Origin of the sequence: Chthoniobacter flavus Ellin428 (genome assembly GCF_000173075.1) — a bacterium.
Taxonomy (GTDB): domain Bacteria; phylum Verrucomicrobiota; class Verrucomicrobiia; order Chthoniobacterales; family Chthoniobacteraceae; genus Chthoniobacter; species Chthoniobacter flavus.
In genome coordinates this window covers 292421-318370 of sequence record NZ_ABVL01000002.1, presented here as the reverse complement: position 1 = coordinate 318370, position 25950 = coordinate 292421, and the positions used below count along the sequence as shown (strand labels likewise).

19 protein-coding genes and 2 pseudogenes are annotated in these 25950 nt (G+C 62.4%); 4 read left to right on the top strand and 17 right to left on the bottom strand.

The window, feature by feature from the left end; all coding sequences use genetic code 11:
* Nucleotides 1–92 precede the first annotated feature (92 nt).
* The 3 genes from CFE428DRAFT_RS04215 to CFE428DRAFT_RS04205 all read left to right on the top strand — a co-directional run bounded on the left by CFE428DRAFT_RS04215 (nt 93) and on the right by CFE428DRAFT_RS04205 (nt 2523).
* Entirely contained in the window at nt 93–617 is a 525-nt protein-coding gene (locus CFE428DRAFT_RS04215) for a hypothetical protein (RefSeq protein WP_006978205.1), read from the top strand.
* Nucleotides 618–691: 74 nt separating this feature from the next.
* Nucleotides 692–1555 (top strand): LysM peptidoglycan-binding domain-containing protein, encoded by an 864-nt coding sequence (locus CFE428DRAFT_RS04210; RefSeq protein WP_006978204.1) that lies wholly within the window; start codon nt 692–694, stop codon nt 1553–1555.
* Nucleotides 1552–2523, top strand: coding sequence for an acetyl-CoA carboxylase carboxyltransferase subunit alpha (locus tag CFE428DRAFT_RS04205; protein ID WP_006978203.1), 972 nt, complete (start codon nt 1552–1554; stop codon nt 2521–2523). Before CFE428DRAFT_RS04210 ends, CFE428DRAFT_RS04205 begins: the two co-directional genes overlap by 4 nt.
* Nucleotides 2524–2634: 111 nt before the next feature.
* Here CFE428DRAFT_RS04205 and panB read toward each other — a convergent pair whose 3' ends face one another.
* The 6 genes from panB to dapF form a co-directional block, all read right to left on the bottom strand.
* The gene (panB, locus tag CFE428DRAFT_RS04200) at nt 2635–3396 is read right to left on the bottom strand and encodes a 3-methyl-2-oxobutanoate hydroxymethyltransferase (RefSeq protein ID WP_042724445.1); all 762 of its coding nucleotides are present in this window, start codon (nt 3394–3396) and stop codon (nt 2635–2637) included.
* Between the two features lie 32 nt (nt 3397–3428).
* Complete coding sequence (gene folK / locus CFE428DRAFT_RS04195) at nt 3429–3932, bottom strand: 2-amino-4-hydroxy-6-hydroxymethyldihydropteridine diphosphokinase (RefSeq protein ID WP_006978201.1); 504 nt, start codon at nt 3930–3932, stop codon at nt 3429–3431.
* Between the two features lie 4 nt (nt 3933–3936).
* Nucleotides 3937–4680, bottom strand: a complete 744-nt coding sequence (dapB, locus tag CFE428DRAFT_RS04190; RefSeq protein ID WP_083804965.1) for a 4-hydroxy-tetrahydrodipicolinate reductase — start codon at nt 4678–4680, stop codon at nt 3937–3939.
* The gene (gene dapA / locus CFE428DRAFT_RS04185; protein ID WP_006978199.1) at nt 4677–5555 is read right to left on the bottom strand and encodes a 4-hydroxy-tetrahydrodipicolinate synthase; all 879 of its coding nucleotides are present in this window, start codon (nt 5553–5555) and stop codon (nt 4677–4679) included. Before dapA ends, dapB begins: the two co-directional genes overlap by 4 nt.
* Before the next feature lie 173 nt (nt 5556–5728).
* The gene (locus CFE428DRAFT_RS04180; RefSeq protein WP_006978198.1) at nt 5729–6208 is read right to left on the bottom strand and encodes a hypothetical protein; all 480 of its coding nucleotides are present in this window, start codon (nt 6206–6208) and stop codon (nt 5729–5731) included.
* Nucleotides 6209–6283: 75 nt separating this feature from the next.
* Nucleotides 6284–7087, bottom strand: a complete 804-nt coding sequence (dapF, locus tag CFE428DRAFT_RS04175) for a diaminopimelate epimerase (protein WP_006978197.1) — start codon at nt 7085–7087, stop codon at nt 6284–6286.
* A gap of 169 nt (nt 7088–7256) precedes the next feature.
* Between dapF and CFE428DRAFT_RS04170 the strand changes: the two genes are divergently transcribed.
* Nucleotides 7257–8363, top strand: coding sequence for a sialidase family protein (locus tag CFE428DRAFT_RS04170; protein ID WP_131989089.1), 1107 nt, complete (start codon nt 7257–7259; stop codon nt 8361–8363).
* Between the two features lie 430 nt (nt 8364–8793).
* On the opposite strand, the gene CFE428DRAFT_RS04165 is transcribed toward CFE428DRAFT_RS04170, so the two are convergent.
* From CFE428DRAFT_RS04165 to CFE428DRAFT_RS04120, 11 genes and pseudogenes are all read right to left on the bottom strand, one after another.
* The gene (locus tag CFE428DRAFT_RS04165; RefSeq protein ID WP_006978195.1) at nt 8794–9429 is read right to left on the bottom strand and encodes an FMN-binding negative transcriptional regulator; all 636 of its coding nucleotides are present in this window, start codon (nt 9427–9429) and stop codon (nt 8794–8796) included.
* Between the two features lie 47 nt (nt 9430–9476).
* Nucleotides 9477–10520, bottom strand: a complete 1044-nt coding sequence (locus CFE428DRAFT_RS04160; protein WP_006978194.1) for a glycosyltransferase — start codon at nt 10518–10520, stop codon at nt 9477–9479.
* A complete protein-coding gene (locus CFE428DRAFT_RS04155; protein ID WP_131989088.1) occupies nt 10517–11353 on the bottom strand; it encodes a hypothetical protein in 837 nt (278 codons plus the stop codon). Before CFE428DRAFT_RS04155 ends, CFE428DRAFT_RS04160 begins: the two co-directional genes overlap by 4 nt.
* Nucleotides 11354–11441: 88 nt before the next feature.
* The gene (locus CFE428DRAFT_RS04150) at nt 11442–12344 is read right to left on the bottom strand and encodes a glycosyltransferase family 2 protein (RefSeq protein WP_006978192.1); all 903 of its coding nucleotides are present in this window, start codon (nt 12342–12344) and stop codon (nt 11442–11444) included.
* Nucleotides 12341–13636: an ABC transporter ATP-binding protein gene (locus tag CFE428DRAFT_RS04145; protein ID WP_006978191.1), complete on the bottom strand. Its 1296-nt coding sequence runs from the start codon at nt 13634–13636 to the stop codon at nt 12341–12343. The genes CFE428DRAFT_RS04150 and CFE428DRAFT_RS04145 overlap by 4 nt, the downstream gene beginning before the upstream one ends.
* A complete protein-coding gene (locus CFE428DRAFT_RS04140; protein ID WP_006978190.1) occupies nt 13633–14505 on the bottom strand; it encodes an ABC transporter permease in 873 nt (290 codons plus the stop codon). The genes CFE428DRAFT_RS04145 and CFE428DRAFT_RS04140 overlap by 4 nt, the downstream gene beginning before the upstream one ends.
* Entirely contained in the window at nt 14493–15173 is a 681-nt protein-coding gene (locus tag CFE428DRAFT_RS04135) for a 4'-phosphopantetheinyl transferase family protein (RefSeq protein WP_006978189.1), read from the bottom strand. Before CFE428DRAFT_RS04135 ends, CFE428DRAFT_RS04140 begins: the two co-directional genes overlap by 13 nt.
* Before the next feature lie 10 nt (nt 15174–15183).
* Nucleotides 15184–20355 carry a non-ribosomal peptide synthetase gene (locus CFE428DRAFT_RS04130; protein WP_162145226.1) on the bottom strand — a complete coding sequence of 1724 codons (5172 nt, stop codon included), beginning with the start codon at nt 20353–20355 and terminating at the stop codon, nt 15184–15186.
* Between the two features lie 298 nt (nt 20356–20653).
* Nucleotides 20654–20884 (bottom strand): annotated as a pseudogene (locus tag CFE428DRAFT_RS40905) (acyl carrier protein); the annotation flags it as partial.
* A 261-nt stretch (nt 20885–21145) separates the two neighbouring features.
* A pseudogene (locus tag CFE428DRAFT_RS39510) lies at nt 21146–22738 on the bottom strand (polyketide synthase); the annotation flags it as partial.
* Nucleotides 22735–25941 carry a non-ribosomal peptide synthetase gene (locus CFE428DRAFT_RS04120; RefSeq protein WP_049975533.1) on the bottom strand — a complete coding sequence of 1069 codons (3207 nt, stop codon included), beginning with the start codon at nt 25939–25941 and terminating at the stop codon, nt 22735–22737. The pseudogene CFE428DRAFT_RS39510 and the gene CFE428DRAFT_RS04120, both read right to left, overlap by 4 nt.
* Between the last annotated feature and the right edge of the window lie 9 nt (nt 25942–25950).

The window sequence follows — 25950 nt, the reverse complement described above, 5'->3', positions numbered from 1 at the left end:
CGGTAGTGAGCGAAGTTGTAAAGGTGAGGGGCTGAGCGGGGCAAAAGAAACCGTTGCACAGCATTCCACTCGCCGTAAGTTTTTGATCTTTTATGCTTAACGAGGACACGATCCAGTACGCGATCGAAAATACGCAGGTCATTGTGGCGCCGCAGCGCCGGATCGCGACGTTTGGCGATACCAGCTTTCGTTTTTATCTGATCACGGAATTGATGGATAACGTGAACCAGGTGCGGGTCCGCGATGGCCGCTTGCATGCCGAGCGTCCGCAGATCATCACCCCCGGCCACATTCAGCGCATGTTGGTCGAGGGCTTCGGTGAGAACGCCGAGGATTTTGCCGATTGGCTGCGCGAGAATGCGCCGCAACTGGCCGTCCTCAAGTACGGCTTCCAGTTCCGTAAGACGGATATCTCGAATGAAATTGTGCACGATCGCATGGAAGAGGTGGTCGGCCGGTTGCGTGATCAGGTGGCAGCTTCCAACGATCCGCTGAGCGCGGTCATTCACGGAGTCGATGAAGGATGGGAAATCTGCCTGCTGAAATTCGCGGCCGACATGATCCAGGAGTCATCGGGTGGAAACCTGGGTGATTTTCGCAAGCGCGGCCTGCTGTAATGGACGTTGGGTGTTACGCTTCCCATTCGTCGTGTAATTCGTTAAGTCAGTAGGCGACCGATGTACCGCCATTCGTGAAAGCACTTATCATTATCTTCCTTACCGTCGTGATTTTTGGCGGGGCGGCGCTCGTCGGCTACAAAGTATTCCTGCAGCCGCAGATCGCGCTGAAGAAGGAACAAGCGCAGCCGCCACCGCCACCCCCGCCGGATCCGACATTGCCGGAATTCAACAAGTGCGTGGCCATTCGCAAGGGGGGCAAGGTGATCGAAGCGCGCGATGCCTTTTACGGTTTTATCGAGCGCTATCCGGAATCGACGAAGATCGAGGACGCGAAGAACCTGCTCGGCGAGATCAATACCGACATCCTTCTCTCGACCATCGCGGCGCCCGAAAAGGAAAGCTACACGGTGCAAAAGGGCGACGTCATCAGCCGCGTGGCCAACCGCATGAAGACCACGCCCGAGCTCATCATGCGGGCGAACAACCTGCCGAGGTCGATGCTCTACATCAACCAGAAGATATCGGCGACGCAGGTCGATTTCTCGCTCGTCATCAGCCGCAAGCGCGACAAGGTCACCGTCCTGAACAAGGGGAAATTCTTCAAGCAATACGCGGTCCTGGAATGGCCGCCCTTGTACGCCAAGACAGCCCGGAAGGAAGGGCCCGGGGGCAAGGTCCTCCCGATGGAGAAAAAGATGGGCAAGGTGACCGATAAGATTTCCTGGCTGAATGGCCAGCGCGTGACTTTCAATGACAAAGGCTACCTGAGCTCCACGCACTGGATTCAAATCAACATCAAGGAATGCACGTTGCATTCCGTCGCCGAGGAAGGTGGCCAAAAGCCAACCGGCGGCGGCATTCGTCTGACGCCCGATGCGCTCGACGAACTCGACGCCATGCTCTCCAAAGGTGACGCCGTAACTCTCGAACAATGACTCTCATGAAACTCCCGCCTCTTGATTTTGAAAAGCCTATCGCCGAGCTCGAGGAAAAGCTCGCGGATCTGAAGAAGCATTCGCGTGCGAATGACATCAATTTCGATCACGAAGTGCGCCGCATGGAGGGCAAGATCGAAGAGACGAAACGTGCCATTTACGAGAACCTCACGGCCTGGCAGCGCGTGCAGATTGCGCGGCACACGGCCCGCCCCTATTCGCTCGATTACCTTCAGCTTTCGTTTTCGAACTTCATCGAATTGCATGGTGATCGGCTGTACGCCGAGGATCGCTCGATGCCTGGTGGTTTCGCGACGATCGGGAGCCACAAGTGCGCGGTGATCGGCCATCAGAAAGGCCGCGAGTTGAAGGAGAACATCCGGCGCAATTTCGGCTGCGCGAATCCCGAGGGCTATCGCAAGGCGCTGCGCTTGATGCAGATGGCGCAAAAGTTTGGGCGGCCCTTCGTGTCGTTGATCGACACCCCCGGGGCGTATCCCGGCGTGGGCGCGGAAGAGCGACATATTTCCGAGGCCATCGCGGTGAATCTGCGCGAGATGATGGTGTTGCGGACGCCGACCGTGGCCGTGGTTATTGGCGAAGGTGGCAGCGGTGGAGCACTGGGGATTGGGGTCGCGGATCGCGTAATGATGCTCGAGAACGCCTACTATTCGGTGATTTCACCGGAGGGGTGCGCGGCGATTTTGTGGAAGCATCGCAAGCATGCACCGGAGGCGGCGGCGGCGCTGAAGCTGACGGCGCGTGATCTGCTCGATCTCAAGCTGATCGACGGGATTATTCCGGAGCCGCTCGGTGGGGCGCATCAGGATCACGCGGCGGCGATTGCGAATCTGAAGAAGGCGGTGTTGGGGCAGCTCGACGAGTTGAGCAAGATTCCGACGGATGATCTGCTCGCGCAGCGCTACGCGAAGTTCCGGCGGGTGGGCGAGTTTGCAGGAGATATCTGAGCTGCCGAATAGGAGAAATAGGAAGTAGAGGAGGAATGGGAGTGATAGGAGATCCTATTCCTCCTATGATTCCTATCGCACCTATCCAAAGTTGTCGGACAGCCTATGCGCCTACCTGCCCGCCTGCTTGGTATCCGCGATGAACGCGGCCGCGGAGGCGCGAATTTGTTCGGCGACGTGGCCGTGGGGCTTGACGAACTTCGGGGTGAACCACGGGAAGAGCCCGATGAGATCGTGGGAGACGAGCACCTGTCCGTCGCAGTTCAGGCCTGAGCCAATGCCGATCGTCGGGATGGAAAGTGCGGTGCTGATCTGGGCGGAGGCTTCGCTCTTCACCAATTCGAGCACGACGGCGAAGGCGCCGGCTTCCTGCACAGCCCTGGCATCGTCGAGCAGCTTCTCCACTTCCGGCGGCGTCTTGCCTTTGATCTTGTAGCCGCCCTCCATCTTCACGCTCTGCGGCAGCATGCCGAGGTGCGCCATCACGGGAATGCCGTCGGCGATGATCTCCTCGATCTGGTCGCACTGGTCGCGGCCGCCTTCCAGTTTCACCGCATGGGCACCGGCATCCATCAGGCGACGGGCATTGACGACCGCCTGCTTCGGCATGGTGTAAGAAGCGAACGGTAGATCCCCGACCACCAGCGCGCGCTTCACGCCGCGCGCCGCGGCGCCGACGTGGTGCACCATTTCGTCGATCGTCACGTGCGTTGTGTCGGGATAGCCGAGCACGACCATACCGAGCGAATCGCCAACGAGGATCACATCAATCCCGCTTTCGTCGAAGAGACGCGCGGTGGGGTAGTCGTAGGCGGTGAGGACGGCGATTTTTTCTCCCTGGACCTTCATTTCCTTCAGGCGGTCGGGAGTCATGGGCGATGAATCGGAGGTGGTCGGTTCGTGGCTCATATCCAGTTTTCGGAATATAGCTCCACCCCGGATGGATCAATCAGGGCGGATAGCAGGGTGGAGACCGGCAATTGCTGGCCGGGTAGAATTAAATCGGGACGAATATCCGCGAGCGGTGTCAGGACGAAACGGCGCTGGTGCAGACGTGGGTGTGGGATCACGACTTCCTCATTGGAGAGTACCAGATTGCCCGCGTAAAGGATATCGAGATCGATCGTCCGCGGCGCATTGCGCGGGCGCTTCGATGGACGGCCCAACTCGGCTTCGATATGCTGCAAGCCATCGAGCAGCGTGATCGGCTGGCCTTCGTATTCCACCTCGATCACCGTGTTCAGATACGCGCCGGCATCCGGCCCGCTTTGCACGGGCTCGGTTTCGTAGACGCGCGAATCGATGACTGGCGCGGAAACGCCCGGCATGGCGAGGACGAGCGCGCGGGCACGGCGCAAGTTCGCCAGGCGATCACCGAGATTGGAACCGAGAGCGATCCCGGCACGCATGGGTTTACTTCAGGCCGAGAACGTCCTGCATGTCATAGAGACCCGCAGGTTTGTCGTGCGCCCAGAGCGCGGCCCGCAAAGCTCCGCGGGCAAAGGTTTCGCGGCTCGAGGCCTTGTGGGTGAGTTCCACGCGTTCGCCTTGCGCGGCATAGATGACGGTGTGATCTCCCACGACGTCGCCGCCGCGGATGGCATGCACGCCGATCTCCGCATTCGTGCGTTCGCCGACGATGCCCTGACGACCGTGGCGCGCGTCCTTGTTGTAGGAAAGCTCGCGCACCTCGGCGAGGATCTCGACGAGACGCTTGGCCGTTCCGCTCGGTGCATCCTTCTTGAAACGATGATGCATCTCCACGACTTCGAGGTCGAAGCCGGGCCCGAGGATTTCCGCAGCCTTGCGGGTCAGCCAGAAGAGCGTGTTCACGCCGATGCTGTAGTTCGGCGCGAAGACGATCGGAATCTGCCCCGAAGCGTGCTTGATCGCCGCGATCTGCGCGTCGGTGTGACCGGTCGTGCCGATGACCAGCGTTTTCTGGTGTTCCATGCAGCGGGCCAGCACTGGCTCGATGGCCGAGTGGTGGCTGAAGTCGATGATCGCGTCCGCGCCGGGCACGGTCGAGGCGAAGTCGTCGCCGGTATCGACCGCGGCAAAGACATGCAGATCCGGGTCGCCAGTGGCGCAGGTGACCAGCATCTGGCCCATGCGGCCGCGGGCGCCATTAATGATAATTTCGAGTGGCTTGCTCAAGGGATGATATGGAGTTGGCGCAGCGTGGCTTCGAGCTTCGCGCGCGTGGATTCGCCCATTTCGCACAACGGCAACCGCACGTCGGGCTGCATCTCGCCGCGGAGGGCGAGCGCTTGTTTGGCGGGCACGGGATTGGGTTCGATGAAGAGATCCTTGAAGAGAGGATAGAGACGGAAGTGAATCTCGCGCGCCTTCTTCATGTCGCCGGAGACCGCCGCGTTGACGAGCGCGACGACATCGGCCGGGATGATGTTGGAAGCGACGCTGATCACGCCCTGCGCGCCGGCGGCAACGAAAGGCAGGGTCAGCGAGTCGTCCCCGGAAAGGATCGTAAACTCCGGCGGCAGGACGGCACGCAGGGCGCTCACGCGCTCCACAGAACCACCCGCTTCCTTGATCGCCACGATGTTCGGGAACGCCTTGGCGAGACGCACGGTCACTTCCACGCTGATCTCGATGCCGCAACGGGCGGGGATCGAGTAGAGAATGATCGGCAGCTTCGTCGCCTCCGCGATCTTCGCGAAGTGGCGGTAGAGACCTTCCTGCGAAGGCTTGTTGTAATATGGCGCCACGAGGAGCGCACCGTCGCAGCCCAGTTTCTCCGCTTCCACGGTCAGCGAAATCGCTTCCGCGGTGGAGTTCGAACCGGTGCCGCCGATGACTTTGCAGCGACCCGCGGCGGCTTTGACGCCGAGTTCGATGACGCGGTTGTGTTCCGCGTGGTCGAGGGTGGCGGATTCGCCGGTCGTCCCCACGGGGACGATACCAGTGATGCCGCCGGCGATCTGGCCTTCGATGAGGCGGGCAAAAGCCGCTTCATCGACCCGGTCATTTTGAAATGGCGTGACGAGCGCCGTGTAGGTGCCTGCAAACATAGAGCGTGCGGTTCTAAGCGAGAAAGAAGGGGTTGGATAGCAAAACCCGCGGCGCGATGCAACGGGGCCAGGACGAGCGAAGGGTTCTTAATCTTAATCTTACTCTTCTCTTTCCGCCTCTGCGCTCGAATGAGATTAAGATTACGATTAAGAAAATTTGCCACCCGCGAATCTCAGATGGCTTTGCCTGTTTTGGATTTCGTCCTGGACTTGGGCGTGCGATGGGCGCTCACCCACGGTTTCCGCAGAGGGAAAAGGGACGGGTGGCGTTTACGACGATAGGAGATCAGGGCATTGGCCGCATTGGGCGTGCTGATGCCAAATTCCTCCGCAATCTCCGAAATCGAGGCGCCGCGCTTCCACGCGGCCGAGAGGGCTTGCAGCCGAGCCTCTCGCTTCTGCTTGCGCTGGCGCGACTCCACGGCCTGCTGCGCGTCGTTCTCCGCCCGTCGGCGCCGCTGGAAAATACGGCGTGGCTCCTGGTCGTGGTTGGCCACGATCTGGCGGACCCGCTCCCGGGTGATGCCGTACTGCTCGGCGATCTGCGGATGCACGACTCCCTGGATGTGCATGCGAACGATCTCCAGGTCCCGCTTGGTGTGTACCGGGCGGCGACCACGCTTGCCGGCGGTCTTTTTTCCATTCTTCTTCATAGGGAAATCAATGGGAGTGAGCGCCGAACTGGGCAGGGGCAGGATTCATGGAAGATTGACACGCATCTGCTTATATCACAAAGCGGCCTGACCGTCGAAGACGAAATCCGCCGGACCAGTGAGCGTGACGTCGCGGTAGACCTTGCCGTCCTGGCGGAAGGCGATCTCCAGCGTTTCACCGCCGCGCACCTTCACGGCCACGGGCGAGGCGGCGCCGGTCAGTTCGTGGAAAATGAGCGCGCAGGCGACCATGCCGGTGCCGCAAGCCAGCGTCTCGTCTTCGACGCCGCGCTCGTAGGTGCGGATGGCGATGGTCTGCGGCCCGAGCTGCTGGACGAAATTGGCATTCGTGCCCTTCGGCGCGAAGTGGGAGTGATAGCGCAGACCCGCGCCGAAGCGCCGGACGTCCACCTGCTCGAGATCGTCGACGAAGACCACGGCGTGCGGTACACCGGTATTCACCGAGTGCACGGTCAGCACTTCGCCGCCGGAGTCGAGCGACTCATTCAGGCGCAGCGAATGGGGCTCGCTCATCTGGATGCGCACATTGTTGTCGATGAACTGCGCCGTGATCTTTCCAGCCATGGTTTCAAAGGAGATATCACCCGCCTGGCCGCTCACGCGCTGGGCAAAACGCCCGAAGCAGCGGGCGCCATTGCCGCACATCTCGGCCTCGCCGCCATCGGCATTGTAGTAGCGCATGCGAAAGTTCGCGCCACTCTGCGCCGGTTCAACCACGAGCACACCGTCCGCGCCGACACCGCGATGCCGGTCGCACAAACGGGCAATCTGCGCCTTGTCGAGCGTCAGCTTCCCGTCGCGATTATCGAGCATCACGAAGTCATTCCCGGCACCATTCATCTTGGTAAAAGTCAACATAGGGACGTGCCATTTAGCACCACTTGGGCAAGGCTGCAATCGAGAGAGTGGAGAGAGATGAGCCGTGTCGGGGTAAACATGACCGCGAAGGGATGGCTCCTTCGGGTTCCCAGCCGTTCACTTCTTTTCAAAGACGCCTCTTTTGTTGATGATCCGTAGCACTTTCCCCATGAACACCTTCATTGCTTTTCTCCCTCGGACACGAGGCCTGTGCCTTCTCGGGGCATTGTTCTTCTCTTTAGCCGGCGCACGTGCTGCGGAGACGGCCGATCGAGTGAAAGTGGTTCATGTCCCGGGTGCGGCGAATGTGATGAAGGCGGAGCGTGGGACCGACGGGACGATTCATCTGCTCTTCGACGCGAATGGTGGGCCGAATTATGTGAGGTCGACCGATGGCGGGGCGACCTTCAGCGCGCCGCTTTCGGTGGTGGATGAGGCGGCGCGAAAGCCGGGGCTCGAGTACGCGACCTGGGACATGGCGATCGGCCAGGATGGACGGGTGCATGTGGTGATGGGGACGAACGCCTGGAAGCTCAAGCTGCCGCAGGAGCAGTGGGGCATGCAGTACGCGACGCTCGCAGCGGGAGCGAAGACGTTCACTCCCGTGCGGAATTTGAATCACAAACCGAGCGAAGGGTATTCGCTCGCCGCGAGTGGGAGCGGTGCGGTGACGGCGAGTTTTCTTTCCGGCAAAGTCTACACGATGGCTTCGCGTGATGGCGGGGAGAATTTTTCGCCCTATGCGGAGGTGAATCCGTTGATCGATCCCTGCAAGTGCTGCACGACGAGCACGACCTATGGACCGGATGGACGGCTCGCGTTGATCTATCGCGAGGAGACGAATAATGAGCGGGATATCTATCTGGTCCTGGCTGATCGCAACGGGCAACAGAAGCGCACGCGCATCAGTGCCACATCATGGCAACTGCAGGCCTGTCCGATGACTTATTTCACGATTCGCGGGACGCCGACAGGCTTTGTCACGGCGTGGCCGACCAAGGGACAGATCTACTTCGCGCGGCTCGATAAGGATGGAACGGTATTGCCGCCGGGCGAGATTCCGACCCCGGGAAGAAGTGGGATGCGGACCGGGGTGGTCGCGCTCAGCGCGCCGGATGGTGTCTCGCTGGTGGTGTGGAAGAGTCAGGATGTGCTCGGGTGGCAACTTTACGATGTGGCTGGAGCGCCGCTGGGGAAGCCGGGTTCAGTGCCGAGTCGCGGGAGCGGTGCCGCGGCGGTGGTGCTGGGGAATGGAAAGTTCGCGGTGTTTCCGTAGTTGGTGTGATTCGTCGCGACAGCGTTTTGGGAGTGCGCCAGTCCTCTCTAAGCATACCCACATCTCAAAAAGACTGCGGATAGGGCCCGCGAATCACGCAGATAACGCGAATGAGGAGGATTTTATTCGTGTGATTTGCGTGATTCGCAGGCACTTCTTCTCTCCGCGGGACCTTCAAAAAAGATGTGGGTAATGCCTAGAGTCCTCTGACGCTTTTGGGCCAACTCTCGAAGACGACGGAGCCCCCTCAGCATTACCTACATTCCGCCATCCCTCCGGGATGGGATCCATAGAGGACAAGTATCCGGGGGTGGCGCTCGCAAGCTCGCTTACCCCCGGCTACGGTCCTTTATCCCTTCGGGATAACCTGCTGCTTCACCGAAATCCAGGAACGCAGATGTCGATTTCGCGCTCGTCCGAGTTTACTAGCCTAACTGGCTGCCTTGACGTGACCCTCGGCGGCCATGAATTGGGCGAGGGCGCGGTCGTTGCTGCTCGCGGATTGCGACAGCGCGCGGAAGACGCCTTGCACATCCTCAGGCGAACGATTCTGGCCCAGCTTGAATTTCCCCTCGAGTCGCGTGATCGGAATTTCGAAGGCGACGACGCCATGGATCATTTTGTCGAGATACTCGACGGGAAGTTGCCCGGACCATGGCTGCGCGAAGGAAGACTCGTAGACGGAGATCGTCTCCTGCAAGAGCGCCGCGATGCGATCGCGGTTCTCGAAGATCTTCGGAATGCCGTAGGCGTGGACCACGGCATAGTTCCAAGTCGGAACGGCCGGCGCGGTTTCATACCATGTGGGTGAGATGTACGCATGCGGGCCGTGAAAGATGGCGAGGGCTTCGCGACCTTCGGCGAAATGCCGCCACTGCGGATTGGCCCGGGCCAGGTGGGCGATGAGGGTGCCATGCTCGCCGAGATCGGGACGGAAGAGCATGGGCAGGTGGCTGGCGAATGGCGTGGCATCGTCATTGGTGATGAACGTGGCGAAGCTGTATTCGCGCAGAAACGACGCCAGTCGGGCTTTGTCCTCAATACGAAACGCAGGCGGGATATACATGGGAAAACGTGGTGCTGACGGACGCGCGAATGGCGCCGGCCGGCAACTTATTTCGCGAGCACTTCGCGATAGCCGGCGACCGTGAGCTCCGCGACCCGTGGCCAGGATATCTGGTCGCGCCATCCGGCAGCGGCTTGATAATCGGGCGCGATCGCGAGCGCGGCGGCGAGCTTCTGCGGGAATTGCGCGTCGAACGCTTCGAAACGAAACACTCGCGGATCGGGTTCGCCGAGATCGACGGTCTCGAGCCGTGACGGCATCAGAATGGGCAGCCCCCAAGAACGCGCGAGCGAGGCCGCGCCGGAGGTGAAGATGGTGCGGTAGTTGAAGAGCGCACAGTCCGCCGCGCAGAGGAAATCCGCGAGTTCCGCATCCGAGAGCCACTGAAAATGCAGGGTGACATTGGGGATGTCCGCGGCGAATTGGCGGATCGTCTGGCCATACTCGGGCGAGTCGGGTTTGCCGACGATGACCAGGTGCGCCGCGGGGCGTGCTTCCTTCCAATAGGCGAGCACTTCCTCCTGGCCTTTATATGGTTCGACCGCGCCGAACATGAGGCAGAGCGGCCCCTCCGGCAGGCCAAGCTTGGCGCGCGCTTCATCGCGCGGGATGGGCGGCGGCATCACCACTGAGAGATCGCCGTGCGGCACGACGCGGACTTTTCGTTCATCCACGCCGTAAGTGCGGGCGAGCTTCACCTTGGCCGCGGCGGAGTGCGCGAAGATGAGATTCGCGCGGCGGTAAGCGGTGGCGTAATTCACCTGCGCGAAGGGGAGATGCTGCAAGTTGTGCTCGCAGAGATTATGCGCGGTGAGGACGAAAGGCTTGTTGCGTGTGGCGAGAATGAGATCGACCGAGAAACGGGCGCGGCGGATTTTGTCCCAGCGATCGCGCAGGCGCGGGTAATAGGCCTCGGGCCAATGCAAATGGAAGAGCTCCGTGGGGTTGATCCTCAGCAGCCGGGTGAGCGGCATGAGCCGCTTGTAGTGCTGGAGAAAACTGACCCGGACACCATGCGCCTCGAGGGCCTCGGCGAGCAGCCGTTGATAGGGCACGCCGCTGCGCCAATCGGGTGCGAAAAGGACGTTCATGATTCCTTCTGTTCCACCGGGAAGAAGATGGCGTTGAGCCGCTTCAATCCCTCGGCATAAAAGCGGTCGCGCACGGCCCCGACGTAATGGCGCGAGATGGCATTCTCGGCGGAGCGCTTGCCGAGCGAGACTTCGTAGGTGTGCGGCAGCAGGCCACCGCGGTTGTGCCGCGTGGCGCAGAGCATGAGCAGGGTCTGCTCGACGCGCCAGACGTGGCCGCTGAGAATGGAGGTCTGGGCGAGCGCGCGGTCGCACAGGTCGAAGTCGATGGCGGCTTTCGGCAGCAGGCAGAGACCGCTGTTTACCCGGGACCAGATCTTGATGTTCAGCTCGGCGCGGGCTTCCGCGGCGGTGATGAGCGCGCCTTCCTTCACGTCTTCGTTGAACCAGCAATCGCTCGCGTCGCTATCGACCCAGTCGAGGATTTCGCGCGGGTAGTTGAAGAAAAGGAGGTCGCTGTCGAAGAGCATGAAGCGCTCGCCACTGGTGAAGTGGGGCACATCGAAGAGCTTGAGCGCGAGGGGGTGCATCTTGCGATAGTCCGCACAGAAGGGGAACGGGCGCAGGACCGGCTCCATGGCGGCGTCGGCCTCGCTCCGCTCGATGATGCGGGCTTTTGGGAAGAGTTTTTTGAGCAATTCCCGTGCTTCCTCGGGCAGCGTACCGTCGTCGTGAATGAAGATGGGCCAGGTGCGTTCGCTGAAGTGGTGCCAGCTCGCCAGCATCCAGGCGGAGAGGCGCCAGTCGTTTTTGCCGGTGAGCAGGTGGATGGGCACGCTTTGCGGTGGGTCGTTCCAAAACGGCCACGACCAATCCGCGATGCGGGGCAGCACTTTGTATTCATGGTGGGAGGCTTCCCAACCGCGCTTGAGATCACGGCGCAGGAGCCACCAAAGTCTTCCGGGCGAAGTCACGCGGTGCTTATCCCTGTTTCAGGCGCCGCGTGCAAGCCGCCCACAAACGCGCCCGCGCCGGCGAGGAGAGCAGCCACTGCGGGTGGCGCAGGACTTCGGCGGGAAAGGAGCCGCGGGCCGTGCCGTTCTTGCCGCCTTGGTAGAGGTCGTAGCTGAGCTCCGCTTCCAGTTTCCAGCGGCGCACGGCGGGCAGGGGAGCGCCGTCATCGAGATGCTTGCGCACCACGGCGCGGATTTCGTCGGCGGCGTTGGTCGCCGCGGCGGATTTCTGCGCCCCGTGGATGCGAAAGCGCGTGAGGGGCTCGGACAGATGGGCGACGCGGGCACCGGCGCGGAAGCAGCGTATCCAGAATTCGTAGTCGAAGACGAGATTCCACTTCGGGTCGAACAGGCCGGCCTTTTCCCAAAGTGAGCGGCGGAAGAAGACCTCAGGCTGGACCCATTGGCGATTTGCCCACCACACTCCGTAGATATCGAGTACTTCGGCCAGCGAATGGATCCGCCCTGCATGCCGGCCGGTGACATTGCTGTGCTCGTCTATCCACTCGATTTCGCCGCAGACGAGATCCACATCCGGATGGGCGGCGAAGTAGTCGAGCACTTTGCGGGCGGTGCCAGGGAGCAGTGTGTCGTCGGCATTGAGGAAGCCGATGATCTCGCCGCCCATTTGCTGGAAAGCGCGATTGAGGGCGTCGGGTTGGCCGCTGTCCGGTTCGCTGACGATCTTGTCGCACGGGCGCACGAAGCGGCGGGCAATCTCGACGGTGCCATCCTTCGAGGCACCATCCTGCATCCACCAGCGGACGTCGTCGCCCTGCTCGTTGAGTGAAGCGAGAGTCTCGGCCAGGAAACGTTCGCCATTGAAAACCGGCACAGCGAGGACCAGCGGCCCGAGATTGGCGGCACTCACGACTTGAGCTCTTCCACCTTCCACGAGACTCGCGGACAGACGACGCCGGGCCAGGGCTCGGGAAAGGTCGAGGATTGGTTGCCGATGCCGGAGACGGTGAAGCTGAGATACTCCGCCGCGGGCAACACGTAACGTTCGCCGGGGATATCGCACTGCAGGTGCACGATGTATTGCCGGCGATTCAGGAGGCCACCGGGCAGGAGGCACGCGGTCTTGTAGACGCCGGGATTTTGCGTCTCCTGCTGGAACATGTGGTCGGTCGCGCTGAAGGCGACTTCGCCTTCCTGCGTGAGCAGCAGCAGACAAAAGCGCGCCCCGCGGATCCGCTCGAGGACTTCGTATTCCACCTCGACGGTGATCGGCTTGTCCGACTCGAACGTTGTCTGCGGCACACCGAGGCCATTGAGCAGGCGGATGCTGCGCAACTTCAGGTCATGCGAGGTGGGCGCATCCTTGCCGTTCCAAATAATCTGGCCTTCGACATCGCTGTCCTGCGGGCTGGTGGCGGAGAGATAGCGGCTAATGACGTCGCCCGGATTGCCCGTCATGACGAGGCGGCCGCCCTCGAAGAGGATGGCGTGCTCGCAGAGCGAGCGGACGGCACCCATGTTGTGGCTAACGAAGAAGACCGTGCGGCCGTGCTTCGTGGCGACCTCGTCCATTTTACCGAGACACTTTTTCTGAAAGCCGGCGTCGCCCACGGCGAGCACTTCGTCGATGAGCAGGATTTCCGGCTCGAGGTGCGCGGCCACGGCGAAAGCGAGGCGCACATACATGCCGCTGGAGTAGCGCTTCACCGGGGTATCGAGAAATTTGCCGACCTCGGCAAACTCGACGATTTCATCGAACTTCGCGGCAATCTCCGTGCGCTTCATGCCCATGATCGCGCCGTTGAGGAAGATATTCTCCCGGCCGGTGAGTTCGGGGTGGAAGCCGGTGCCGACTTCGAGCAGGGAGACCACGCGCCCGCGCAAGGTGGCGCGCCCGCTGGTCGGCTCCGTGATGCGCGAGAGGATCTTGAGCAGCGTGGATTTGCCCGCGCCGTTCCGGCCGAGGATGCCGACGACTTCTCCCGGCTGGATGGAGAAGGAAACATCCTTCAGCGCCCAGAAGGAGTTGGGCTCGGGGCCGCGGCGGTCATCGGCGATCGGCTTGTCCTTGGTGAACTGCGCCGGGGCCACTTGCTTCTTCTTGCCGAAAACGCGCTCGACGGTTTCCCGCAAACTCGAAGCGCCAATCGCGCCGAGCCGGTAGAGTTTGGAAAGATTTTCGACTTCGACGACGGGCTTCATACGGAGTCGACGACTGTGCGTTCGACCCGCTGAAACGCGATCAGGCCGGTAGCAGTGAGAAGAATGCTGGTGGCCACGGAAATGACGATTTCCGAGGCGCCGAGCGTGCCGTGCCCGAGCAGGCAGATGCGGAAGGATTCGATCGGCACGGAGAGCGGGTTGGCCCAGATGGCCCAGGTCAGCTTTTTCGAGACTTGGGAAAGGGGATAGAAGATGGGTGTGGCAAACATCCAGATCTGGATGATGTATTGGTTGAGGTGAATGAGGTCGCGATACTTCGCGGTGGAGGCGGACATCCACAGGCTCACGCCGAAGCTCAGCACGGCGACGTGCAGCAAGGGCAGCGGCGCGAGCAGCAGGCGCCAGGTGAAGGCAATGCTGCCGCCCTGATGGGTGAAGAACTTGTAGAAGATCAGGCAGATGACGAAGGGGATCAACTGCAGCGCAAAGGCGATGAGGTTCGAGACGATCACCGAGATCGGCACGATGAGGCGCGGGAAGTAGACCTTGCCGAAGAGGTGGGCGTTGTTGATGAACGTCGCACCGCCATTGGTGATATTCTGCGAGAAGTAACTCCAGCCCAGCAGGCCGCAGAGATAGAAGAGCAACTTCGGAATGCCATCCGTGGGAATGCCGGCGATGCCGCCGAAGACGACGACGAAGACGGCCGCGGTGATGACCGGTTGAAGCAAATGCCAGAGCGGGCCGAGGATGGTCTGCTTGTAACGTGAGATGAAATCGCGCTGCACGAGCACGAGCAACAGGTCGCGATATTCCCAGATTTCCGCCCAGGGAATATTCAGCCAGCCACGGGAGGGCTGGATGAGGATCTCGAAATTCTGCGGCGGCTTGGCGGCTATTTCTGCCATGACCAGCACTCTACTTGAAAATCATTACCTTCCACGGCCAGGGCCGCGGCATAACCTTCCGCCGGCTGCAGCTTGAGCAGCGACCAGCGATCCGGTTCCAATACTTTGAGTCCGTGGGCGATACCGGTGCCGTCGGCTTTGAGCTGGGCTTCGGTCCGCGTCCACAGTTCGTAAAACTTCCACACTCGTTGCGGGGGCGGAAGCAGGCGGAGATGCCAGGCATCCTCCGGTTCGAAATAGTAATCGGCGAGCGTTTCCACCGGGACATTGTCGCGAATCATTTCCAGGTCGATGCCCACGGCGCGGGTGTGCGTTACCGCGAGCAGCATCAGGTCATCCGAGTGGCTAAGATTGAAGCGCAGCGAACTGGCCGAACCGGTCAGCTCCGGTTTGCCGTGCGGGCCCTCGGCGAAACGGAGTTCGCGAGGGTCGGTGGCGAGATAACGCCCGAGAATGGTGCGCAAAAGGCCACGCCCGCAAATGAAGCGGGCACGGTCGCGTTCGAAATGAAAGCGTTCGGCGCGGATGCTCTCGGCGGGCGAGAGCAGGCGCCGCAAGTCTTCGGGACGACTTTCGGAAAGCTGCGCGCGCCACACGTGCACTTCCCCCGGGCGGAGAGAAGGGTGCGCGTGAGCGGCTTTCCAATCAGCATTTGTCGTTAAAATCATGACAGCAATTTCACTTAAGCAGACTTTCGGACTGTTGAATGGCTTTTTTCATGGCCTCACCCACCATCACGACATTCGAGTTCTGCGAAATGCAGCTGTGGTGGTGGCCGGGAACCTCGACGACCTGCACTTTGGTGCAAATTTTCTCCCAGCCGGCGACGGGGCCACGGTCGGTGCGTGGCTTTTCGTCCTTCGGCCAGAGCAGGACGACCGGGGAATCGTATTCCGCGGGGATGAAGGTGCGGCAAGCGTCCGCGTAGGGCTTGCTCAATGGTCCACGCGGAATGGCCGCACCGATGTCGGGGGTGGAGTGGCCATTGTTTCCGAGCGGTAACTTTTCAGATTTGATGCCGATGAGACGCCCCGCACGGCGGACGAAGGGCGCGGCCTTTTCCCGGGACGGATGCTTGATCAGATCCGCTGCGGCATGGAGGTAGAAACGCCCCATGTCCTCGCGGTCGCGCAGACGGCGACGCGTATGGAGGAAGCGCTGCAGCGTCGTGGCCTCGTCTTCGCCGCGAAGGGCACTGGTGACGCCGGTGAGGCGTTTCAGCCAGCGGAAGCGGACGTTGCTGCCATCCGAGTTCAGCATGAGCAACACGGAGACCGGTTCGCCGGCGGCGCGGAGCAGGCGGGCGGCGTGATAAGCGGTGAGTGAGCCATTGCAATAGCCGCCGAGAATGTAGGGGCCGTGTGGCTGAATTTCGCGGATCAGTTTTACACGATCCGCGGCCATGGCCTCGATAGTCAGAGGCACTTCATCGCCTTGCAGACCATGTGGGTGCAGCGCGTAGAAGGGACGGTCCGCGCCGATGACGCTGGCCAGCGTCTTGCAGAAGAAGCCACCGCCGACAAAATCGCCGTGGAAGAAAAAGACCGGCGTCTTCTTTCCCTCGGGATTGATGACCACGGAGTGGGTCTGCCGCGCCGGACTCTGCGTGCCGATAAGGCCGAGCGCGTGCTTCTCGATGGTCGGGTTGCTGAAGAATTCGCCGAAGCTCAGGCGATGGCCAAGGCGCTCCTGGATGAGCGCAATGATCTTTGCCGCGAGCAGCGAGTGCCCGCCGAGATCGAAGAAATCATCGCGGATGCCGATGGGCTTGCGGTTGAGCACTTCCTCCCAGATCTCGATGAGATGGGCGTGCACGCTGTTTTGCGGCGGCACGTACTGGCGCATCGGCTTGGCCTCGACCGTGGGCTCGGGGAGCGCGCGTTGGTCGAGCTTGCCGTTGGAAGTCAGCGGCAGGGAATCCATCCAGAACCATTGATACGGGACGAATGGCGGCGGTAGATTCTGGACGAGATACTGGCGGAAATCGGCATCGGGAATCGCCGCGCTTTCCGGGCGGCGGACGAGATAAGCGACGGGCACCTTTTCCCCAGATGGGCTGGGTTTCGGCACCACGGCGCACTGCGCGACGGCGGGATGCAGGCGCAATTGCGCTTCGATTTCCGCGGGCTCGATGCGGAAGCCGCGCAGCTTGAACTGCTGATCGATGCGGCCTTGGTAATCGATGGTCCCGTTGCTCAGCCAGCGACCGTAATCACCCGTGCGATAGAGCCGTCCGAACTCCGTTTCGATGAAACGCTCGGCCGTGAATTCCGGGCGATGCAGATAGCCGATGGCAACGCCGGGACCGCCGATGTAGATCTCCCCGGTCACCCCGGGCGGCACGGGCTGGCGCTGCTCGTCGAGGATGAAGACGTCGGTATTCGAGATCGGACGGCCGATCGGCACGCTCGGCGCGGGATTCTTGATCTGATGGCAGACGGCGAAGGTGGTTGTCTCCGTCGGGCCGTAGCCATTGACCAGTTGCAGCGGGCGGCCGTGCTCGAGCACGCGATTGATCATCGAGGGATCCGCGGCCTCGCCACCGAAGACCACGCAACGCAGGCCGGCGAACATGCCGGGCGCCTGCCGTGCGTGCTGATTGAAGAGCGAGGTGGTGAGGAAGAGCGTGTTGATCCCGTTTCGGGCGATGTGCGCGGCGAGATCGTCGTGATCGAGCAGCGTGTCGGTGCGGGTGAAGACGAGCTTGCCGCCATGGAGCAACGAGCCCCACAGCTCGAAGGTCGAGGCATCGAAGCAGAGGTTAGAGCCCTGCATCATCACCGTTTTGTTGTCGAAGGTCGCGTGATCAGTCGCGCAGACCAGGCGCGTGACGCCCTGGTGCGGAATGACCACGCCCTTGGGTTCGCCGGTTGAACCCGAGGTGAACATGACATACGCCGGGCCAGTCGGCTTGCCGGCTTCGGAGCCGCGCTCCTTCGATTCGGCGGAGACGTCGAGTTTGTCCTCGATCATACCGTCGAGATGCTTGCGCAACGCAGCGGTGCGGGCAGGCGGATCGCGAGGGTCGAGCGGCACGAAGGCCGCACCGATTTTCAGGATGCCGAGCGTGGCGGCGACGAACTGCCAGTAGCGATTGGCAAAGAGCCCAACATACGCGCCTTCGCCAAGACCTTGTTTGCGCAGGTAGTTGGCATACTGGTTCGCGCAGGCCTCGAGTTCGCCGTAGGTGATTTGGTGATCGCCATCGACCAGGGCAATCGCCTTGGGCGTTTCCGCCGCGCGGCGTTCGAAGAGAACGTGGACGGTGAGGTGCGCCGGGTAGGGCGTCTGCGCACCGCGCCCCCAGGCGAGCACCTGCGTGCGAGCGTCCTTGTTGAGGAGCTCGATGTTGGAAAGCGGCGTGCTCGTTTCCTGCGGCAGCGAACGCAACAGCACGGCGTATTCGTTCAGCCACCGGAGGATGGTGGCGTCGTCGAAGAGGTCGGAATTGTAATCGCACTCCACGCGGATGCCGGCGGGTTCGTCGACGAGGTTGAAGCCGAGGTCGAACTGGTAGTGGCGGCGCGGGTTGAGCTCGATGTCGTGCGTCAGGCCGGTGAAATGGATGTCGCTGAGCTGCGGATCGAGATTGAAGATGACCGGCACGAGCGGGACACGGCTCGGGTCGCGCGGGATGGGGAGTTCGGCGAGGAGACGGCCGAAGGTGAATTGCTGGTGCTCGAACGCATCGAGGACGCTGAGGCGCACGTCGCCGAGCAATTCGGCGAACGGTTTCGAGCCGTCGACCCGCGTGCGCAACGGCAGGAGATTCGCGCAGTGGCCGACGAGATCGGTGCCGCCCTCGACGTTGTTTTGTCCCGCAGCGGGAATGCCCACGACGAGGTCCGTGGCGCCGCTCAGGCGATAGAGCAGCGCATTGAAAGCCGCGAGCAGGACGGCAAAAAGCGTGGCGCCATGCTGCGCGCCGAATTTCGACAGCTCACGCTTTGTCTCCGGCGGGAGCGTGATTTCATGCCGGGCTCCCGACCACGTGCGGCGTGCGACACGTGTATAGGTGACGGGAAGATCGAGCACCGGTGGGACAGTGCTGTAGAGTTTGCGCCAGTAGGCCTCGGCAGCGAGGCGGTCGGCGCCCGGCGCGGCAATGGCCTCGGTGCGCACGTAATCGGCAAACTGTCGCGCGGGCGGCAGGGTGTGCGCCGAGTTCGTATAGATATGGGAGAGCTCGCGAAGGATGATGTCGTAGGACCAGCCGTCGCAGGCGATGTGATGCGCGGTGAAGATGAGGAGCGACTCCTCGGGGGCGAGCTTGATGATCTGCCAGGCGACCAGCGGGCCGTGCACGAGATCGAACTGGCGGGCGCCCTCGGCGAAGCGCAGGGCTTCGACTTTGGCGCGGCGCTGATCTTCAGGAAGCGAAGAGAGATCGATCAGCGGGACGGAAAGCTGCAGCGAAGCGGCGAATTTCTGCGCGCCATCGGAGAGACGGAAGCTGGAGCGCAGCGCGTCGTGCCGGCGAATGACTTCATCGATCGCGCGGCGCATGGCGGCGAAATCGAGTTTGCCGTGGAGATGCAGCGCGCAGGTTTCGTTGAACGAAGCGCTGGCTTCCGGGCTGAGCTGCGAGGCGATCCAGATTTCCCGCTGCGCATCGGTGATCGGCAGCATTTCGTCGGCCGCGGCCGCAGCCGTCGCGCCGAAGAAGCCGGCGGATTTCAGCTCGGCGAGGCTTTCCTTGAACGCGGTGACGATCTTCGCTACGTCCTCGTCGGTATGGGCGGTGCCGAGGAAGCACGGGCGGCCTTCCCAGATGTGGATGCCGCGATAGCGGAGCAGCGCGTAGAGGAGACCGGAATACTTGAAGTCGTGGGCGCGGACGAAAAAGACCGACGCGAAATTCGGCAGCTCAAAAGGCGTGCCCTCGAGTGATGGCGCGATCTCGCGGATCATGCCCGCGGTGCGCTCGGCGAGTTCGTTTTGCAGGGCGACCCCGTGCTCCTTGAGATGCAACAGCACCGCCTTGGCCGCGGCGAGGGTCAGCGGATGGCGCACGAAAGTGCCGGCGAAGAAGGTGACACCCGCGGTGGGATAGGAATCGTCGCCGAACTGCCAGCTACCGCCGTCGAAGGCGTCCATATACTCCGCGCGACCGGTGATCGCGCCGATGGGCAGACCGCCACCGATGATCTTGCCGTAAGTGGCGATGTCGCCTTTCACCCCGAAGAGCGCCTGCGCGCCGCCGGGATGGCAGCGGAAGCCGGTGATGACTTCGTCCATGATCATGGCGATGCCGCACTCCGTGGTCAGCGCACGCAGTTGATGGAGGAACTCGCGCGGTTGCAGGTCGGGACGGCGGCTCTGCACGGGCTCCACGAGCACGGCGGCGAGGTCGTCCGCGTGGCGGCGGAGGATGTCGAGCGACTCCGGATTGCCATAGTCGAGGACGAGAACGTTTTCGACGGCATCCTGGATGATGCCGGGAGCAATCGGTGCGGTGCGCCATTCGCCGTTTACGACCAGTGGACGAACGAGCGCTTCATCGTTGATGCCGTGATAAGCACCGGCGAAGAGGGCGATCTTATTACGGCCGGTGACCGTGCGGGCGATACGAATCGCGCCGAGCACCGCTTCCGAACCCGTGTTGCAGAAGGTCGCCCGTTCGTGTCCGGTGATTTCGCAGAGCAGCGCGGCGACCTCGCCAGCGAGCGGGTGGCTCGGGCCGATTTCCATGCCGTGCTTCATCTGCTCGGCGATGGCCTGCGTGGCAAACGCCGGTTGGTGGCCGAAGAGGGCGAGACCGAAGCCTTGCGTGGTGTCGACGTAATCGTTGCCGTCGACGTCCCAGAGGTGCGCGCCTTGGGAGCGATTGACGACAATGGGATAGACCATCTCCTTCCAGACCTGCTTGAAGCCGGCGACTGCGCGCGGGTCGGCGAAGTGGGCACGATGCTCCTGCGTGTGCTTTTTGGAGAAGCCGGTGCGCGCGTTGTAGCGGCGGATGAAATCGTTCCAGCCAGGTCTGCTGAGTTTTGGAAAGCACCCCCGCCCGAGATCCTTTTTGCAGCGGCCGGAAAGGGCCGTGCTGCGCGGGTGCACTGGGCATTCCCGAAGTGAGCGCGGCGGCCGCGGCAGGAGCTTCCGGGGTGGCGGTTGGTGTCTTGCTGCGATTGGCTTCGAGGTAAGCGGCGAGGGGACCGAGATCGGCGAGTTCGCCGAGCAATTGGCGCAGCGTGATGCGCAGGCCATAGCGGCGCTGGAGCGCGATGGCGATCTGCGTGAGGAAAAGGGAATCGAAACCCAGTTCGAGCAGGCTGGTCGTCGGTGTGGCGGCGGCGAGATCGATGCCCGATTGGTCCTTGAGGAAGGCCTTCAGGTCGTCCAGCGGAGACAGGATGACGGGAGCGACCGGTTCCTCCACGGCGGCGGCAGCCGCTGCCGGTTGCGCCGTCGCGACGGGAGCGGCGACGGGTGCTGCCGGTGTCGAGCGATCTGGCTCGATCCAAAAACGTTTCTTTTCGAAGACGTAGCCGGGCAGCGAAATGCGGCGCGTGGAAGTGCCTTCATGCAAGGCGGCGAAATCGACGGGCTCACCGTGGAGCCATTTCCAGCCGATGGCGGCGAGCTTGTTGGTGGAGACTTCCGCCGGCGCAAGGTCGGCGGGTTTGCCGGGCAGCGGGCTGGTGTAGAGAGCCTGCCGATCGCGGCGCAGCAGGAGCTTCGAGGCCTCGGCGGTTTTATTCGCGATGACAAAGCGCCGATGCTCGAAAGCGCGACGGCCCATCTGCAAGGTGAAGGCGACATCCGCGAGCGCGACCTGCGGATGCGCTTTTAGATACTGGCCGAGCTGGGTGGTGGCTTCCTCCAACGCGTAACGCGTCTTCGCGGAGAGAACGAGGAGTTGCGGCCCATCGGAGACGATTTCATCCGAGGGTGCGGAAGGCGCTTCTTCGACGACGACGTGCGCATTCGTGCCGCCGACGCCGAACGAACTCACCCCCGCGCGGCGCGGATGCTCCTTGCGCTCCCATGTTGTCAGCCGGGTGACGACCTCGAAGGGGCTGTTGACGAAATCGATCTGCGGATTCGGATGCTGGAAATGGAGGCTGGCCGGAATCTGCGCGTTCTCGATGGCCAATGCTGTCTTGATGAGACCCGTGACACCGGCAGCCGCTTCGAGATGGCCGAAGTTACTCTTCACCGTGCCGAGATGGCAGAAGCCGCGTTTGTCGGTCGTCGCGCGGAAAGCTTGGGTGAGCGCGGCGACTTCGATCGGATCGCCGAGCGGCGTGGCGGTGCCGTGAGCTTCGACGTAATCGATGGTCTCCGCGCTGACGCCCGCCAGCGCGTGGGCCAGCGAGATGACCTCGGCCTGCCCATCCACGCTCGGCGCCATGTAGCTGACCTTGCCCGCGCCGTCGTTGTTCAGCGCCGCGCCTTTGATGACCGCGTAAATGTGATCGTGATCGGCAACAGCATCGGCGAGCCGCTTCAAGACGACCACGCCGCAGCCGTGACCGAAAACGGTGCCCGTCGCATCCGCGTCGAAGGCGCGGCAATGCCCGTCCTTGCTGAGGATCGCGCCATCCTGGAAAAGATGGCCGCGCGCTTGCGGGAAGGTGATCGATACGCCGCCGGCCAGCGCGGCGTCGCATTGATAGCTGAGCAGCGCATTCACTGCCTGCACCACCGCGACGAGCGAAGTGCTGCACGCGGTCTGGACCGTCACGCTCGGGCCGCGCAGGTCGAGCTTATAGCTCACCCGCGTGGTGAGGTAATCCTTGTCGCTGCCGATGAGCAGCGGGTAGCCATCGGCCTGAAACTGCGCGACGAAATCGGCGAGCTGCTCGCGATGCGAGGCGATGTTGTCGAGCAAGTAGGTATTGAGGCTCGCGCCGGCGAAGACGCCGATGCTGCCCTTGTAACGCTCGGGATCGATGGCCGCATCCTCCAGCGCGTGCCACGAGCACTCGAGGAAGACGCGATGCTGCGGATCGGTCAGCTCCGCATCGCGCGGAGTGAAGCCGAAGAATGAGGCGTCGAATTTATCCGCGTCATCCAGCGTGGCCCGCGTGGGCACATAGTCCGCATTGCGGGTGAGGTCTTCGGGAATGCCGGAAGCGCGCAATTCCTTTTCGGAAAAGTGCGCGACGGATTCCAGGCCTCCGGCAAGATTCTTCCATAGTTCCCGCGCATTGCGGGCGCCCGGGAAACGGCCGGCCAGGCCGATCAGGGCAATTCCTTCCAGGTTGGGGGGGGCGTCAGCGTCGCTCATCGGTGAGTGGCGGGGGCGCGGCGTTGCGCGAATGCGGCGCGTTGCCGGGCGGCACGATCGAGGACGCCCTGCTGCTGCGCGGTCGCGCGCGTGTCCTGCGCGCCGAGGAACTGCGCGAGCGTGTCGATGGTGGGATATTGGAAAAGGGCGATGAGAGGAATGTCTCGGTGAAGATGCTGTTTCAGGCGATGATGAATTTGCACGATCATCACGGAGTTGCCGCCGAGATCAAAAAAATTGTCACGCGAACCGACACGATTCAGGCGCAGCAAATCCCGCCACTGCGTGCCGATGAATTCTTCCAGTGCCCCCTGCGGCGCGATGAAAGCCGTGGCCAGCTCGGGCCGCGCGCTGTCCGGCGCGGGCAGGGCCTTGCGGTCGACCTTGCCGTTGGCATTGAGGGGCAGCTTCTCGAGCAACACGAAGGCGCTCGGGATCATGTATTCCGGCAGCTTGGTGGCAAGGAAGGCGCGCAGTTCGCTCACGCCCGGTGCATTCGCCGGATCGGTGCCGAGATAGGCGACGAGCCGCTTGTCGCCGGGGCCGAATTCGCGGGCCATGACGAAGGCCTCGCGCACCTGCTCGTGCTTTTCCAGCGCGGCTTCGACGTCATTCGGCTCCACGCGGTAGCCGCGAATCTTGATTTGGTGATCCACGCGCCCGACGAATTCGATGTCGCCATTGGCCAGCCAGCGGGCCTGATCCCCGGTGCGATACATGCGCATGTTGCACTGCATGCTGAAGGGATTGTGGATGAACTTTTCCGCGGTCAGTTCCTCGCGTCCGAGATAGCCGCGGGCGAGGCAGACGCCGCCAATGTGCAACTCGCCGATCACCCCGATCGGCACGGGTTGGCCGGTGCGATCGAGGATGTACATTTGCGTGTTGTCGATCGGCTTGCCGACCGCCGGCCGCACCACCCACGTCGCGGGATCATCCGGCATCTTCAACTCGGTGACGACGTGCGCTTCCGAGGGACCATACTCATTGTGCAAGCGGCACTCCTTGAGCCGGGTAAACATCTGCCGCACGGAATCGGTGATGAGCAATTGCTCCGAGCCCGAGATGACCTTGCGGAGATTCGCGCAGGCGAGATTGCTGTTGCAGAAACCCTCGGCGAGCTGTTGCAACGCGACCGCGGGAAGGAAAAGCCGATGCACCCCGTAACGATCGAGCAGTCCCGCGAGCCCGGCGAGGTCCTGCCGCTGGGCTTCAGTGATGAGCACGAGCGTGCCGCCGCTCAGCCAGGTGGAGAAGATATCCTGAAAGGAAACGTCGAAGGACAACGAGGCAAACTGCAGCGTGCGCGCCAGGGGCGGCAGCTTCGTGGTGCGCAGCATCCAGCCGAGCAGATTGAGCAGCGGACGCTGCGTCATGAGGATGCCCTTGGGCTTGCCCGTGGAACCGGAGGTGTAGGTGATGTAGACCGGCGAATCCTTGAAGTCCGGCGCATCGAGATTGGTCTCCGGTTGCGTGGCGATTTTTCCCCAATCAGTATCCACCGCGAGCAGGAGGATGCCGTGCGGAGTGAGCGTCTCGACAAAGCGTTCCTGCGTCAAGATCGAGGCCAGCTGCGCATCCTCGATCATGTAATGCAGCCGTTCGGCAGGCACCGCGGGATCGAGCGGCACGTAACCGGCGCCGGTCTTCAGGACACCGAGCACGGCGACGAGCATCTCGAATGAGCGATGCATGCTGATCCCCACGCGCATTTCCGGACCGACGCCCGCGGCGCGCAGATGATGCGCGAGCTGATTGGCGCGGCGGTTCAGCGCGTCGTAGGTCAGCGATTCCTCGCCGAAAATCACCGCCGTTTCGTCCGGCGCCCCCTGGGCCCAGAGCTCGAAACGCCGATGCAGGAAGGTGCTGGTGTCGTGTTTGAAATCGGTCGCGTTCCATTCGGTAAGTAGTTGCTCGCGCTCCAGCACGTTGAGCATCGGCAGCGTGGCGATCGACGAGTCCGGGCTATTCACCATGCCGGCCAGCAACTGCTGATAGTGCTCCAGCATGCGCTCGATCACCGCCGGGGTGAAGAGGTCGCTATTATAATGGAGCGTGCACTCGAAACGCTCGGGCTCGACCTGGATGAGCAGGGAAAGATCCTGCGCGACCGTGCCGTGCTTCGGCGTGAATAGACAGTTGCGCGCGTCCTGAAAATCGATCCACCAGTCGGAGCGCTGATAGACTTCGAAGCTCGTCTGGAAGAGCGGGTGATAGCTGAGATTGCGCTCCGGTTGGACGGCCTCGAGAATGCGCTCGAAGGGCAACCCGCTCTGCTCCTGCACGGCGCCGAGTCCGGCGACCACGCGATCGAGCAACTGCGCGGCGGTGATTTCTCCGCTGAGATCGGCGCGAAAGGCTTCCGCGATATCGATCGGGCCGATGAGGTTCATCGTCTCACGGTCGTAGCGGTTGGCATTCGGCAGGCCGATCGTGAGGTCCGTCTGGTGGGTGTGCCGATGCAGCAAAACGAGATACGCCGTCAGCAGCACGACCACGGGGCTGACTCCGCGTTCGCGGGCAAAAGCTTCCACCGGCTCCACGGCGTGGCGCATCTCGAGCTGGCGCTCGCCACTCACGAAGGTCTGCACCGCCGGGCGCGGACGCTCCAGCGGCAACTGGAGCGTGGCTTGCGGGGCGGCCAGCTTGTCTTTCCAAAAGGCGAGCCGTGTTTCGGCTTCAGGGCTCTGCAAAAGCTCCTGCTCGTGCTGCACGAAATCCGCGAAGCGAAAAGTCACCTCCGGGAATTCCTCGCGATAGGCGCCGTCGAGATGGTGAATGAGGACGAGGATCGATTCGCGATCGAAGATGATGTGATGCGCATCCCAGAGCAGCGTGTAGTCGTTCTCCCCGGACGCGAGCAGGCGCGCCATGAAAAGCGGGCCGGTGCTGAGATTGAAATGCGGACGCTCCGCCGGGTTGTGGCTCCCGGCTTCGATCACCGGGCATTCCACCGCACGCGGCGGATGGATGCGGGCGACCGGTTGGCCGTCTACCTCGGGAAAAGTCGTGCGCAGAATTTCGTGCCGGGCGACGACCGTCTCCAGCGCGGCGCGAAAGCGGTCGACATCCAAATGGCCGAGATGGATCTGCCAGGTGCTCTGGTGCACCTGGGCGTCGCGCTCGAATCGCTCGAGAAACCAAAGGCGTTGCTGCGCGAGCGAGAGAGGGCCATCGGCGCGAACACTCGTCGTGGAAATCATGGGCGGCAG